This is a genomic window from Micromonospora sp. NPDC004551 (assembly GCF_040609975.1).
Lineage (GTDB): Bacteria > Actinomycetota > Actinomycetes > Mycobacteriales > Micromonosporaceae > Micromonospora.
The window spans coordinates 1-14,477 of sequence record NZ_JBEXLM010000065.1 but is presented as its reverse complement, the minus strand read 5'-3'; the positions used below and the strand labels follow the sequence as shown (position 1 = coordinate 14,477).

12 protein-coding genes are annotated in these 14,477 nt (G+C 72.9%); 7 read left to right on the top strand and 5 right to left on the bottom strand.

Annotated elements, in window-relative coordinates; all coding sequences use genetic code 11:
* From ABZW14_RS33935 to ABZW14_RS33910, 6 genes are all read left to right on the top strand, one after another.
* A partial coding sequence (locus tag ABZW14_RS33935; protein ID WP_355355257.1) for a glycosyltransferase family 4 protein occupies nucleotides 1-1,107 on the top strand: 1,107 nt, incomplete at its 5' end.
* A 93-nt stretch (nucleotides 1,108-1,200) separates the two neighbouring features.
* Nucleotides 1,201-1,620 carry an NUDIX domain-containing protein gene (locus tag ABZW14_RS33930; protein ID WP_355355254.1) on the top strand — a complete coding sequence of 140 codons (420 nt, stop codon included), beginning with the start codon at nucleotides 1,201-1,203 and terminating at the stop codon, nucleotides 1,618-1,620.
* A gap of 209 nt (nucleotides 1,621-1,829) precedes the next feature.
* The gene (locus tag ABZW14_RS33925; RefSeq protein WP_355355251.1) at nucleotides 1,830-2,486 is read left to right on the top strand and encodes a response regulator transcription factor; all 657 of its coding nucleotides are present in this window, start codon (nucleotides 1,830-1,832) and stop codon (nucleotides 2,484-2,486) included.
* Between the two features lie 109 nt (nucleotides 2,487-2,595).
* Nucleotides 2,596-4,698, top strand: a complete 2,103-nt coding sequence (locus ABZW14_RS33920; protein ID WP_355355248.1) for a M14 family zinc carboxypeptidase — start codon at nucleotides 2,596-2,598, stop codon at nucleotides 4,696-4,698.
* A 72-nt stretch (nucleotides 4,699-4,770) separates the two neighbouring features.
* The gene (locus ABZW14_RS33915) at nucleotides 4,771-5,472 is read left to right on the top strand and encodes a fasciclin domain-containing protein (protein ID WP_355355245.1); all 702 of its coding nucleotides are present in this window, start codon (nucleotides 4,771-4,773) and stop codon (nucleotides 5,470-5,472) included.
* 90 nt (nucleotides 5,473-5,562) lie between these two features.
* A complete protein-coding gene (locus ABZW14_RS33910) occupies nucleotides 5,563-8,379 on the top strand; it encodes a M14 family zinc carboxypeptidase (RefSeq protein WP_355355242.1) in 2,817 nt (938 codons plus the stop codon).
* A 73-nt stretch (nucleotides 8,380-8,452) separates the two neighbouring features.
* Here ABZW14_RS33910 and ABZW14_RS33905 read toward each other — a convergent pair whose 3' ends face one another.
* From ABZW14_RS33905 to ABZW14_RS33890, 4 genes are all read right to left on the bottom strand, one after another.
* The gene (locus ABZW14_RS33905) at nucleotides 8,453-9,736 is read right to left on the bottom strand and encodes a citrate synthase (protein ID WP_355355239.1); all 1,284 of its coding nucleotides are present in this window, start codon (nucleotides 9,734-9,736) and stop codon (nucleotides 8,453-8,455) included.
* Between the two features lie 194 nt (nucleotides 9,737-9,930).
* The gene (locus ABZW14_RS33900; RefSeq protein WP_355355236.1) at nucleotides 9,931-11,976 is read right to left on the bottom strand and encodes a sulfatase-like hydrolase/transferase; all 2,046 of its coding nucleotides are present in this window, start codon (nucleotides 11,974-11,976) and stop codon (nucleotides 9,931-9,933) included.
* Complete coding sequence (locus ABZW14_RS33895; RefSeq protein ID WP_355355260.1) at nucleotides 11,969-13,396, bottom strand: class I SAM-dependent methyltransferase; 1,428 nt, start codon at nucleotides 13,394-13,396, stop codon at nucleotides 11,969-11,971. Before ABZW14_RS33895 ends, ABZW14_RS33900 begins: the two co-directional genes overlap by 8 nt.
* Nucleotides 13,393-13,542: a hypothetical protein gene (locus ABZW14_RS33890; RefSeq protein ID WP_167364301.1), complete on the bottom strand. Its 150-nt coding sequence runs from the start codon at nucleotides 13,540-13,542 to the stop codon at nucleotides 13,393-13,395. Before ABZW14_RS33890 ends, ABZW14_RS33895 begins: the two co-directional genes overlap by 4 nt.
* A 180-nt stretch (nucleotides 13,543-13,722) precedes the next feature.
* Here ABZW14_RS33890 and ABZW14_RS33885 point away from each other — a divergent pair, with 180 nt between their 5' ends.
* Nucleotides 13,723-14,121 carry a VOC family protein gene (locus tag ABZW14_RS33885; RefSeq protein WP_355355233.1) on the top strand — a complete coding sequence of 133 codons (399 nt, stop codon included), beginning with the start codon at nucleotides 13,723-13,725 and terminating at the stop codon, nucleotides 14,119-14,121.
* A 101-nt stretch (nucleotides 14,122-14,222) separates the two neighbouring features.
* Here the strand turns inward: ABZW14_RS33885 and ABZW14_RS33880 are convergent.
* Nucleotides 14,223-14,477, bottom strand: a 255-nt coding sequence (locus ABZW14_RS33880) for a helix-turn-helix domain-containing protein (RefSeq protein ID WP_355355230.1), incomplete at its 5' end; no start/stop codon positions are given.

Genomic DNA, 14,477 nt, shown 5'->3' with positions numbered 1-14,477 from the left:
GCCGCCGAGGACCCGGTCACCTTCCCCCTCGCCACCGGCTCGCTGCTGGCCTGGACCATGGCGTTCAACCACACCCTCACCCGGGCCGCCCTGCGCGCGGCCGAGTCCGGCGCGTACGACGTCATCCACGCGCACGACTGGCTGGTCGCGCACACCGCCATGACCCTGCGCGAGCACCTGGACGTGCCGCTGGTCAGCACCATCCACGCCACCGAGGCGGGCCGGCACCAGGGCTGGCTGCCCGAGGAGATGAACCGCACCATCCACGGCGTCGAGCACTGGCTGGCCACCGAGTCGGGCCGGGTGATCGTCTGCTCCGGCTACATGCGCGACGAGGTGGGCGCGCTGTTCGGGGTGGATGCCGCCCGCGTCGACGTGGTGCCCAACGGGGTGGAGCCGCACCGCTGGCGGGTGCCCGGAACGGCGGTCGCCGCCGCCCGGGCCCGGTTCGCCGGGAGCGGCCCGCTGGTCACCTTCGCCGGCCGGCTGGTCTACGAGAAGGGTGTGCAGCACCTGCTCGCCGGGCTGCCCCGGCTGCGCGACCGGCACCCCGGGCTGCGCGCCGTGATCGTCGGCGACGGGCCGTACCGGGCCACGCTGGAGGACGAGGTGCACCGGCTGGGGCTGGACGGCACGGTGAGCATGCCGGGCTTCCTCGGCGGCACCGACCTGCCCGCCGTGATGGCCGCCTCGGACTGCTTCGCCGTGCCCAGCATCTACGAGCCGTTCGGCATGGTGGCCTTGGAGGGGGCCGCCGCCGGAGCGCCGCTCGCGGTGTCCCGCACCGGCGGCCTGGCCGAGATCGTCGAGCCGGGCGTCACCGGGGTGACCTTCGCCCCGCAGGACCCGGACGGCCTCGCCGAGGCGGTGCACGCGCTGCTGTCCGACCGGGACCGGGCGCGGCTGCTCGCCCGGCGCGCCCGCACCATGGTCCACGAGCAGTACGGCTGGTCGGCCATCGCGTCCCGCACCGCCGCCGCGTACGCCGCCGCCATCGCGGGCGACGCCGCGTTCACGGCCGCCCGCGCCGAGGAGCGGATGACCGCCGGCCGGGCCCTGCCCGTCCTCCCCGAGGGCAACCTGCTGGCGGCCGCCGGCCTGCGCTGATCCCGAACCGCGACGGCCGCCGATCCCACCGGGGACGGTGGCCGTCGTGGCTCAGGAACGAAGCGGTGGGAATCCGCATGGCATGATCCGCCAATGGGCAGCTATGAAGTGGCGATCGTCCTGCTCGTCGACGCCTCGGGCGCGGTCCTCATGCAACACCGCGACGAGCACGCGCCCGTCTCCCCGAACCAGTGGGCCCTGCCCGGCGGGCGCATCGAGCCCGGCGAGACGCCGGAGGAGGCCGCCCGCCGGGAGCTGCTGGAGGAGACCGGGCTGACCGCGGGGGAGCTGCGTCCCCTCTGGACCGGCCCGCGGCCGTACGAGGAAGGCTTCCCGCACACGGTCACCATGCACGCCTTCCACGGCACCACCGATGCCACGCAGGAGGACGTGGTGCTCGGCGAGGGCCGGGCGATGATCTTCGTGCCCCGCGACAACGTGCTCGACCGGGACCTGGCGGCCTCCGCCGCGTTCCTCCTCCCCCTCCACCTCAAGGCGCCGAGCAACTTCTGAGGTGGGCGCGGGGCGGATCCTGGCCACTTGGCGTTCCCTGCGAACGGTAAGTTGCCGAGACCGCGATCGGACGTGACGCCTCACGGGGTCGGCCCGACGGGTCGACCTGCGTGATCGTCCGGTCGTGATCTTCCGTCGGGACTGGTCGCGGGCCACGCGGATCGGACAGACTCGCGTGAACCTGTGACAACGAGGTCCGAGGAGACGCGGTGCGGGTGCTTCTGGTGGAGGACGATCTCCGAGTCGCGTCCGCGCTCGCCTCCGCGCTGCGCCGCCGGGGCAACTCGGTCATCACGGCCACGACCGCGTCGGAGGCGATCGGGGCCGGGCCCGTCGACCTCATGCTGCTCGACCTCAACCTCCCCGACCGGGACGGCCTGGCGCTGTGCCGGGAGATCCGGCGGCACAACGAGGACATCGCGATCATCGCGGTGACCGCCCGCGCCGACGAGCGGGACCGGGTGGCGGGGCTGCGGGCCGGCGCGGACGACTACGTGGTGAAGCCGTTCTCGATGGCGGAGTTGCAGGCCCGGATCGAGGCGGTGATGCGCCGTGCCGCACGCGCCTCCCGGATCGAGGCGGCGCTGGAGGTCGGTGCCCTGCGGCTGGACCTCAACGCCCGGCGGGTCTGGCTCGGCGACCGGGAGGTGATCCTGACCCGCAAGGAGTTCGCGCTGCTGATGGCGCTGGCCCGGCAGGCCGGGACGGTGGTGCCCCGGGAGCGGCTGCTCATGGACGTCTGGCAGACGACGTGGGGCGCCGGGCACACCCTCGACGTCCACGTCGCGGCCCTGCGGGGCAAGCTCGACGAGGCCGGCCTGGTGGAGACCGTCCGCGGGGTGGGCTACCGGCTCCGGCCGGACTGATCCGCCGATCCTCAGATCAACCTCAAGAAATCGTTGACCGTCGACCATGTACGGGCCGACTCGCGTGTGCTGTCCGGACCCGAGTCATCCCACCTGTTCTGGAGCTTTCATGAGAGACAGACGGACGACGGCCCTCCTTGCCGCCCTGCTGGCCGGCAGTCTTGCGGTGTTCGCCGGGCCCCTGCCCGCACAGGCCGACCCGGCCGATCCGAACCAGGTCCAGGGCCTGACGGTCGTGCAGGGCGACGGCTACGCCACCCTCGCCTGGACGCCGGTCGACGGCGCCACCGACTACCAGATCGAGCGCACGCCGGTCGCCGCCGACGACACGGCGACCGGACCGGCGGTCATCACCGGCGTCTGGCGGCCGAACCGCCAGATCAACAACTCCTCGCCCACCTTCGCCGACGCCGGGTTCAACCCGGGCGCCCGTTTCCAGTGGCGGGTCCGCGCCCGCGTCGGCACCACCGCCGAGGCGTACTCGGCGCCGGTGGCCGGCACCACCACAGCCCCCTGGGGCGACCCCTCGGTGCCGGGCGAGAACCTCCGGACCCAGTGGGAGACCACCCTCGCGGCCCAGTACACGAGCGACGTCAACGAGTACGCGTACACGGCCGCGGTCGACGAGCTGAGCGACCGCGTCCGGGTGACCGAGATCGGCCGGACCGCGCTGGGCCGCCCGATCAACATGTTCGTGATCGGCTACCCCACCCCGCCGGCCACCCCGGAGGCGGTGGCCGCGACGTCGCCGCTGATGGTCAACTGCAACGTGCACGGCAACGAGCCCGGTGACCGGGAAGCCTGCCTGATCATGGCGCGCCAGCTGGCCTTCAGCAACGACCCGCGCACGCTGGACCTGCTGTCGCACACCACCGTGCTGATCGTGCCCACCATCAACGGTGACGGCCGGGCGGCCAACACCCGGGGCAACTCCACCGGCCAGGACCTCAACCGGGACTACTCGCTGGTCCGCCAGCCGGAGACCCTCTCGCTGGTGCGGATGCTGCGGGACTACCGCCCGGTGGCCGGCTACGACGGCCACGAGTTCGGCAACTCCAGCGCCGGCGACCTGCCGATGCTGCCGCCGCGGCACCAGAACGTCGCCCAGTCGATCTTCGACGAGTCGCAGCACATGATCGAGGGGCACATGTACAGCCAGGGCGCCAAGGACGGCTGGTGGCCCTGCCCGTACGGCTGCAACGGCGGCGGGAACGTGGGGCTGAGCGAGGAGACCATCCTGCGCAACACGCTGGGCCTCAAGAACGTGGTGAACTCCCTTCTGGAGCTGCGCAGCTCCGGCGGCACCACCCGGCCGGACGAGGGCAACACGGCGAACAACCGGCGGCGCAAGACGTTCTCGGCCCTCTGGACGTTCCAGCAGTTCCTGGACTACCACCGGGCGAACCTCAAGGAGATCACCTCGGCGCGGGCCGACGCGATCACCTTCCAGGTGTCGAACACCGGCCGGATCGTCTTCCGCGGCTCCCGGCCGATCCCGGCGCACCCGTCGCCGCACCCGGGCGAGGCCCCGCCGCCGCTCGACGCCCCGCGCGAGGACCAGATCCTCACCGACGTGCCGTGCGCCTACCGGCTCACCGAGGAGCAGTACCACGGCGAGCGCACCGACGGCCCGGCCGGCCAGCGGACCACTGTGGCGGAGCGGCTCGCCGCGCACGGCTGGAAGGTGGTCAAGGTCGCCGACGGGTACGTGGTGCCGCTGAACCAGCCCGAGCGGGGTCTGATCCCGCTGCTGCTCGACGGGCAGGGGGTCGAGAAGCTGGTGGACGGCGAGCGGCTGTTCCCGACCGTCACCGGCGACCGCAGCGGTCAGCTGGTGGTCTCCGGGGTGACCTGCCTGCGGGACGCCACGGTGACCGGTCCGGTCCGGGTCCGGCCCGGCGGGACGCTGATCGCGACCGGCTCGTCGATCACCGGCCCGGTGGACGCCAGCGGCGCGGCCGGGGTCTTCCTGACCGACACCACGGTGGACGGCCCGCTGCGGATCGCGCAGTCCAGCGGCCCGGTGGTGGTCGTCGACGCCAAGGTCACCGGCCCGGTCGACGTGTCGGGCAACCGCGGTGACGCGCCGCTGGTGGCGGCCAACACCGTGACCGGCCCGCTGAGCTGCGGCGGCAACACCCAGGCACCGGTCAACCTCGGGCTGAGCAACTCCGTGGAGGGCCCGAAGAGCGGCCAGTGCGCGAGCCTCTGACCCGTTGATCGTCGTACCGGCAGGTCCGGCCTCCCGGGCCTGCCGGTACGACCTGACCGACCGGAGAACGCCGTGGAACGGCCCGTCATCCCCCCGCGATCCCGATCTCTCCCCCGGCTCCGGTGGCCGGCCCGCCGGCGACGGACCACCGCGCTCGCCGCGGTCGCGCTGTCCGTGGCGCTCACCGGCACGGGCTGCTCCGGCGCCGGCACCGGTGCGCCGGCCCCGGCCGGCGCCGCACCGAAGGCGGCAGCCGTCGTGAGCGGCCCGCTGTGCGACCTGCTGCCCTCCGGCAGCGAGCCGGGCAACCCGGCGTCCCTCACCGGCCAGCCGGCCGAGGCGGCCCTGCAGTGGCTGCCCGTCCTCACCACGTTCGAGGCGGCGGTGCGGGCGGCCGGCATGGCCGCCGACCTGCACGGCGCCTCGGGGGTGACCATCCTGGCCCCGACCGACGACGCGTTCGTGGCCAAGTTCTCCGACGACGACCTGGACCGCCTGCTCGTGGCCGACCGGGACAAGCTGCGCGGCCTGCTCCGCGAACACCTCGTCGCCGGGTCGCTGTCGCTGTCCGACCTGGTGGCCGCCGGCAAGGTCACCACGCTCGCCGGCACCACGGTGACGGTGACCGGGGGCGGGGGGACCGCCCGCCTCGCCGACCAGGCCGACACCGTGTGCGCCGACTACCGGGTCGCCAACGCCCGGATCCACATCATCAACCACGTGCTCGGCAGCCTGCCCACCACCGGCGGCGAGGGCGGGCACCGCGCCCACTGACCGCACGAACGAGTCTTGCCCAGGAAAACCGCAGGTCATACGTTTCGATCCAGATCAGTCGATCTCCGCCGAGTGAAACGAGGCATCCCGATGCGCCTGTCGAAGCGTCCGCTCAGGACGGTCCGTACGAAGAGAACGGCCGGCGTCGCCGCGCTGCTCCTGCTCGCGGGTCTGACGCCGTTGCTCGGAGGCGCGCCGGCCGGCGCCGCCCCCACGCCCCCCGACTGCAGCAACGACCCGGCCGCCCGGCTGTCCGCCGTGCCCAGCCCCGAGTCGGCGCTGGGCTTCCCGCTCGGCACCGGCCAGGAGCGGGTCGTCACCAACGACGAGGTCCGTGGCTACCTGAAGGCCGTCGACGCCGCCTCCGACCGCGTGGTCACCGGCGTCATGGCGACGAGCGTGCTCGGCCAGCCGCTGCCGTACGCGATCGTCTCCAACGAGCGGCACGTCCGGCCGGGCGCGCTGCGGCAGATCGCCGATGACATCCGCGATCTGCGGGACCCCCGCCGGACCAAGCCGAAGAAGGCCGCCGAGACCGCGACCGACCGCCCGGCCATCGTCTGGGTGGCCGCCAACGTGCACGGCGGGGAGAAGAGCGGCACGGACGCCGCGCTCAAGACGCTCTACGAGCTGGCCTCCGGCCTGTCCTGCGCGGTCGCGGAGCGCAACGACAACCTGGTCACCGTCATCGTGCCGACGCAGAACCCGGACGGTCGCGACGCCAGCCGGCGGCAGAACGAGTACGGCTTCGACATGAACCGGGACTGGTTCGCCCGCACCCAGCAGGAAACCGACGGCAAGATCGAACTCCTGCGGCAGTACCCGCCGCAGGTGTTCATCGACGCGCACGAGATGGGCGGGCGGCAGTACTTCTTCCCGCCGAACGCCGACCCCATCCACCACGAGATCTCCAGCGAGAACGTCGACTGGATCAACCGGATCGGCGAGGCCAACAAGGCCGGCTTCGGCTTCAACGGCGCCTGCGGCGGCGCCGTCACCACCGAGTGCTACTTCAACTACTCGACGTACGACCTGTTCTTCATGGGCTACGGCGACACGGTTCCGGCCGCCGGCTTCGGCGCCGCCGGCATGACCTTCGAGAAGGGCAGCGCGTCGGCCGTGGCCGACCGGGTCCAGCAGCAGTTCCACACCCAGTGGTCCACCCTCGGGTGGGCCGCCGCGAACAAGCGCGAGGTGCTGAACGGCTACTTCAAGATCTGGACGGACGCGCTCGCCGAGGGCCGGGCCGGGACGCTCGAGCCGAACGAGGTGGTCCAGCCGACCAACACCGTCCAGTTCCCGGTGCCGGACGTCAAGATCCGCTCGTACTTCCTGCTCCCCGATCGGCAGCTCGGCGACGTGCGCCAGCTGGTCGAGCGGCTGCGCCGGATGGACGTCGAGGTCTACGAGGTGACCAAGCCGACCACGGTCCCCACGGCCCGGGTCTTCGGCGGGCGCACCGCGAGCGACGTGACGGTGCCCGTGGGCGCGTACTGGATCCCGATGGACCAGCCGCAGAAGCACTGGATCCAGGCGATCATGGGCGAGGACCCGTACGTGCCGTTCCCGTACTTCTACGACGTGTCGTCCTGGAGCAACCCGCTGCTGATGGGCGTGGACACCATCTACACCGGCGACGACGTGCGGCCGCAGGCCCAGCTGGTCCGGCAGATCTCGGGCGGTAAGACCTCGGCGGCCGGGGCGAAGGGCTCGTACGCATACCCGCTGGACTCGGCGGCGGCGGCCGAACTCACCTTCCGCCTGCTCGGCCAGGGCGTGCCGCTCGTCCGTGACCTCGACACCAGCGTGGTGGGCTTCCCCGCGAAGAGCCTGACCCCGGAGATCGACCGGCTGGCCCGGTCGCTCGGGGTGACCCTGAGCCCGAGCGGCGCGGCGGCCGCCGGGAGCCCGGTGGACCTGCCGGACGTCGGGCTGTTCCAGGGCACCGGCATCTCCACCACCTCCGGCTCGCACGGCGAGGCCCGGTACGTGCTCGGCAAGCGGTGGGGGCTCGACCTCACGCCGGTGACCACCGCCGACATCAACGACAACACCCCGGCGTTCACCGAGCGCACCGTGCTGCTCGTGCCGGACGGCAGCAGCTCGACCGGTGGCCTCACCGCCGCCGGGCAGGCCAACCTGCGGAACTGGATCGCCCAGGGCCACACCTACCTGGGCCTGCGCAACGAGGGCACCCGGATGGCCCGGGCCGCCGGCCTCACCTCCACGACGGAGAAGACCAAGCCGGCGGACTACCGGATGATCGGTTCGCACCTGCGGGTCGACGTCGACCGCAGCAGCCCGGTCGCGCTGGGCCGCCCGGCCGAGGACTTCGAGTTCAACAACAGCGACTCGATCCTGACCCCGAGCAGCACCGGCACCAACGTCCTCACCTACCCGTCCGACGACACCTTCTGGGCGAACGGCTACACCACGCGCAGCGAGGTGTTGAAGGGCACGGCCGCACTGGTGGACGAGCCCACCGGCGCCGGTCGGGCCGTGCTGTTCGCGTTCAACCCGCTCTTCCGGGCGTACAACGAGAACGGGCTGCACCTGGTGGCCAACGCCCTGCTCTACCCGTCGGGTGCGGCGGCGGACCGCGGCACTGCCCGGCGCACGGCCGGTGTCGACCCCGCCCGGGCGGCTGCGGCGGCCCGGCCGGTGGCGGACGACCTGGGCGGCGAGTGGCGCCCGATCACCGTCGAGGTGGCGGCCGGTGACCGCGGTCGCGCCGAAGCGGTCGTCGCCCGGTACACCGACACCGCCCGGGTCTCCGAGGCGGGAGGCTCGGCCTATCTGGTGATCCCGAACCCGGCCGGTCTCCAGGCCGACGAGCACCCGTTCCTGCGTGACCTGGTGGGCGCCCTCCGGGAGGCGCGGATCCCGCTCCGTTCCCTGGTGGGCTGACGCACCGTCCCGTACCGACACGAAGGCCGCCGACCCCGAGAGGGGTCGGCGGCCTTCGCCGTCGGGACCGGGCTCAGCGCTGCTCGGCGGGGACGTAGTCCCGCTCGGCGTAGCCGGTGTAGATCTGGCGCGGGCGACCGATCTTGGTCTCCGGGTCGTTGATCATCTCGCGCCACTGGGCGATCCAGCCGGGGAGCCGGCCCAGGGCGAAGAGCACCGTGAACATCTTGGTCGGGAAGCCCATGGCCTTGTAGATCAGGCCGGTGTAGAAGTCCACGTTCGGGTAGAGGCGGCGGGAGACGAAGAAGTCGTCGGCGAGGGCGATCTCCTCCAGCTGCATCGCGAGGTCCAGCAGCGGGTCCGGCTTGGCCATCCGGCCGAGCACGTCCTGGGCGGCCTTCTTCACGATCGCGGCGCGCGGGTCGTAGTTCTTGTAGACCCGGTGGCCGAAGCCCATCAGCTTGACGCCGTCCTGCTTGTCCTTGACCTTCTGCACGAAGGTGCGGACGTCACCGCCGTCGGCCTGGATCTTCTGGAGCATCTCCAGCACGGCCTGGTTGGCGCCGCCGTGCAGCGGGCCGAACAGCGCGTTCACGCCGGCCGAGACCGAGGCGAACAGGTTGGCGTTGCTGGAGCCGACCAGCCGGACGGTCGAGGTGGAGCAGTTCTGCTCGTGGTCGGCGTGCAGGATGAACAGCATGTCCAGCACGCGGGCCATCACCGGGTCGACCTCGTACGGCTCGGCCGGCACGCCGAAGGTCATCCGCAGGAAGTTCTCGACGTAGCCGAGCGAGTTGTCCGGGTAGAGCAGCGGCTGGCCGATCGACTTCTTGTACGCGTACGAGGCGATGGTGGGGACCTTCGCCATCAGCCGCACCGTGGACATCTCCACGTGGTCGGAGTCGAACGGGTCCAGGCTGTCCTGGTAGAAGGTCGAGATCGCGCTGACGGCCGAGGAGAGCACGGCCATCGGGTGTGCGTCGCGCGGGAAGCCGTCGAAGAAGCGGCGCATCTCCTCGTGCAGCAGCGAGTGCCGGCGAATCCGCTCGCTGAACTCGGTGAGCTGGGTCTGGGACGGCAGCTCGCCGTAGATCAGAAGGTAGGAGACCTCCAGGAAGGAGGACTTCTCGGCCAGCTGCTCGATGGGGTAGCCGCGGTACCGCAGGATGCCCGCGTCACCGTCGATGTAGGTGATCGCGGACGAGCAGGAGGCCGTGTTCACGAAACCGGGGTCGTACGTGGTCATCCCGGTTTCCTTCAGCAGCTTGCCCACCCCGATCCCGGCGGGCCCCTCGACCGCGGACTGCACCGGCATCGACAGTTGCCCACCGGGGTGGTCGAGCTTGACTTCCGTCATCTGTTCCTCGCTTCGCCGGCAAGATCTTCGTTGAATTGCCTTCGCTTTTACCGTAATCACGGTGGGGAGGACACCGCTCGCCATGGTTCCGTGGTGAGGTATGCGTCACCCGATTCCCGACTTGCCGGCTCGGAAACCCGGTGGAAGCGCGACCACCCCGGGCTGGGAAGGCTACCCGGCGATCCTGTGGATGATCACGAGAGGGTGAGCCGGGTCAGCGCCCCGCCGGCGCCCACCCGGTAGAGGTCGAGGCGGTTCGCCCCGGCCGCGAAGAGCCGGTCGTCGGGCAGGAGGGCGGCGAACCGCCGGCCGGCGGAGTCCGGCTGGACGACTGGGACGACGGCGCCGACCGTGCCGTTGACCGCCACGGCGAGCCGCGTCCCGTCCGGCACCGAGGCGGGCACGGTCCCCCAGACCAGCGCGGGCAGTTCGCCGTGCGCGGGGTCGACGTCGCGGAACGCGGCGAGGTTGGCCACGGTGGCCGTACCCCCGGGCGGTTTCTCCCCCACGTGGGTGCCGACCAGCGGGTCCGGTGCGGGTGACGCGGGCGGGGACGGCACCCCGCCGGTGATCGTCAGCGGCTGCCCCGGGGTGTCGTAGAAGCGCTTGTCGGCCCGCTGGCGCGGGGCCTGACCGGCCGGGCGCCCGTCCATCCGCCACGGGATCCGCACGTGCGTCTCGTCGGCGATCGTCGGCAGCAGGTCCACGTGCTCCCAGTTCCGGTCGTCGATCCGGCCGGTGCGCTGGCCCGGTTCCTTGACGAACATGGGCACCCAGGACACCTGGTCGGCCGCGTGGGTGATGGCGTCCAGGCCCCGGCCCTGCCAGTCCTTCAGGAAGCTCACCCCGTGGTCGGCCGTGACCAGCACGAGCGCCTGGTCGTAGAGGCCGTTGGCACGCAGGGTGCGCAGCGTCTCGCCGATCAGCCGGTCGGTGTAGCCGAGCTGGGCGAGGTGCCGGGCCCGCGCCAGATCCACCCAGCCGGCCCCGTCGTTGGGCAGGTCCTCGGGAGCGGCGTAGTGCGCCCCGGACGGCAGGTAGACCCAGGGCGAGTGAGGCATCAGCAGGTGCAGGAAGTGCAGGGTGGGCCGGTTCGCGGGGCGCAGCCCGGCCAGGAAGGAGGTGAACCGGGCCGGCTGGTTGTCGTCGAGGGTGTCCCAGCGGAACTTCGGGTCGTCCGGCACCGGCTCGGCGGCGTCCAGCCCGGCCTCGGCCCGGGTCTGCTCCCGGTAGGAGTCCTCCGGGTCGATCCGGCTGTCCACCGGGGCGGTGACCTGGCGCAGGAGCTTCCCGCTCTCCCGGACCAGCACGCCCAGTCCCTGCTCGGGGCTGACCGGCTGCTCGCAGCGGCTGGGCGGGCAGAGCCGGGTGATGCTCTCCTCGGCCTTGATGTCGTAGAGGCCGCCGAGAGCGGTGAACAGGTTGTCCGGGTACCGCGAGTAGTGCGGGGCGAACGGCTCCGCCGGGTAGCGCCCGGTCAGCATGGCGGGCAGCGCGTAGGGGGTCCAGCCGCTGACCCCGGTGGCGTTGCGGTACCAGGTCGAGCCGGCGGCCAGCTCGGCGAAATGGGGGTACCGCGCGGCGTCGATCCTCCCGTCCGCACCGAGCAGGGAGACCAGCGGCAGCTCGTCCAGGACGATCATGACCACCGGCGGGTGGGCGCCCGCGCCGGCCACCCCGGGGGCGCCGCCGTGCCCCCGGGGCAGCACGACCGCCGAGGCCGGCGAGACGAAGACGAACAGGCTGACGAAGACCAGCGGACCCACTGCGGCCACCCGGAGCACCCGGGTCAGGGCCCGCCACCGCCGGTGGGCGGCCGCCGCGGCCGCGCCGACCCCGCCCGCCACGAGCAGCAGGGGTACGCCGCGCAGCGGCGTGACGTGCCGGCCGACCTGCACCGCGAGCGCGGCCAGCAGCAGCCCCACGACAAGCGTGTGCAGGGCGGTCCGGGCGGGCCGGCCGGCGACCAGGCCGGCCGCGCCGACCAGGGCGAACGGCACCGTCGGCGCGATCGCGATCAGGGCCACCAGGAGCAGCACGTCGGCCCGGGAGGCGCGGTGGAACAGGAAGAAATCCGGGCTGCGGCCGAGCACGTCCAGCAGGGGCTGGGTGACCACCAGCCCGACCAGCGCCACCACCTCCAGCAGCCGGCCCACCTCGCCGCGCCAGCGGCGCCGGGGCCCCGGTCGCTCCGGGGGCGCCGGTGGCGCCTGCGGCGGCGCGAGCGTGCTCTCAGCCACCCACCACCACCTGGTAGAGCGTGCGGCTGCCCGACGGCAGCTCGGTGCGGCCGACGACCCGCCCGCGCGCCGCGAGCAGCGCCTCGAACACCTCCCGGCGGTAGTCCGGGAAGAGCCCGTCCGGCTTGTTGGCCAGCAGCCGGCGGGCCATCGGGTCCTCCGGATGGACGAACTCGACCACCAGGCTGCCGCCGGCCACGGTCAGCGCCACGAGCTGGTCCACCACCTCGGGCAGCGGCACGTTCCGGCCGATCGCCAGGTGGTGCACCACGGCCAGGGCGAGCACCGCGTCGGCCCGGGCCCGGTCGGTGAAGGCCGCCCGCTCGACACCCCGCCAGCCGCCGCCGGGCGACGGGTCGGCCAGGTCCATCACCAGCGGCAGGATCCGAGCCTCCCCCTCGTCGCGCAGCGCGCGGTAGAGCGCGTCGGCCACCGCCGGGTCCTGCTCGACGGCGACCACGTGGTCGGCATGCCGGGCGGCGATCCGGGCGTAGCGGCCGTCGTTGGCGCCCAGGTCGAGCACCCGGCCCGGCCCGGTGGCGTACACCGCCCGGTCGACGAAGTGCTCCTTGGCCTGGCGGTCCGGCACGGAGTACGCGCACGTGCGCTGGTAGTCCGACCAGTGGCTCTCCCCCGGCCGGTGGTCCAGCCGGCGGACCAGCTTCGTCAGCCCGCGCACGGTGGCCAGGGCCAGCTCCCGCGAGTAGCCGGCGGCCCGCAGCTGGGCGCGTACCGTGCTGGTGCTGTCCTCGGCGGTGCGGGCCTGCATGGCGCCGTGCAGGTGCACGTGGGTGAGCACGCCGGCCCGCCAGCGCCGGGACCCGCCGAACAGGCGGCGCATCTGGTCCGGCTCGATGCCGTCGATGCGGGCGCGCAGGAACGGCTGGAAGTCCAGCCCGAGGTGGGCCTGTACGAGCAACGGATAGAGCAGGGTCTGGCAGAACTGCCGGTAGCCGGCCCAGGGCTCGCCGTCGCGGGCCGCCTCGAACGAGCCGATGTCGATGAAGACCGGCCGCGCGCCCCGCCACTGCACGTTGTAGGCCGAGCCGTCCTTGGTGGTGAACCCGGCGGCGAGCGCCGCACGCAGCACCTCCAGGTGCAGCAGCGCGGCGTCGCGGAGCATCCCGTACGACCACTCGTAGGGGTGTGAGACGAACGGGATCCGCTCGTGGCGCAGCACCGCGGCCCAGGGCACGTCGACCGGGGTCGGGAACAGCTCCTCGGTGCCGCAGACCTGGCGGGCGGCGAGCAGGTCCCGGAAGAAGTCGCTGGCGGCCAGGGCCCGCCAGTCGCGCGCGGACCGCTCGTCGAGTCCGCGCAGCACCTCCCCGGCGCGGTGGAACACCCGGTTGCCGGGATCGCGGAAGGAGCCGGGCTCGGCGCGCAGGCCGGCGGTGTCGGGAAACGCCACGCCGGTCAGCCCTGGTCGGTGGGCTGCCGGCGGAACCGCGCCACCAGCCGTCGCCAGTAGAGCTTGGCGGCCACCGCCACGCCGGCCACCCCGCCGACCACCGCCTGCACGATGAGGCTGCCGGATCCCGCGTCCAGGTAGGCCAGGTGCGTCACGGCTGCTTCCTTCCCCTCGCCAGTCATGGGAGTCCAGGCCCTATATGGGAGCTTTGCCGCCCTAAGCCGGACTTGCCCCACCGTACGCCTCTGGTCCTTATCGCGCGGGCCACACCGAACACTCGTCCCCCGTCCGATCCGTTCAAGACAACCCGGCTCACCGGCCCCTACCGTGGCCGCATGACACCGCAGTTCGATCTCATCGGGATGGTCGTCACCGACATGGGACGCACCCTGGACTTCTACCGCCGCCTCGGACTGGCGGTCCCGCCCGGCGCGGAACACGAGCCGCACGTCGAGATCACCCTCGACAACGGCGTCCGGCTGGCCTGGGACACGGTGGAGACGATCCGCAGCTTCGACCCCGACTACACCCCGGCCAGCGGCGGACCGCGCGCCGGCCTGGCCTTCCGCTGCGCCGATCCGGCCGAGGTGGACCGCTGGTACGCCGAGCTGACCGCCGCCGGCCACCACGGTCACCTGCCGCCGTGGGACGCGTTCTGGGGCCAGCGGTACGCGGTCCTGCACGACCCGGACGGCAACGGCGTCGACCTGTTCGCACCACTCAAATCCGACTGAGCCGGGGCACCGGGGCCGGCGGGTGGAACGCCAGGGAGGTGCCCGGAGCCCGGTGACCACCATGGCGTTCCACCGACGACCGGTGGTGCCGGGCGCGGGGGTCAGGCCACGGTCGGCAGCAGCCGCGTCGGTGGCACGCCCGCCAACTCCTTCACCTCGCGGGTGAGGTGGGCCTGGTCGGCGTACCCGGCGACGGCGGCGACCTCGGCGAGCGGCGCGCCGCCGCGAGCCAGGTCCAGGGCGCGGCGCATCCGCAGGATGCGGGCGAGCGTCTTCGGGCCGTACCCGAAGAGGAGCTGGCTGCGCCGGTGCAGGGCCCGCGCGCCCAGGCCGACCTCGGCGGCGGTCGCGGCGAC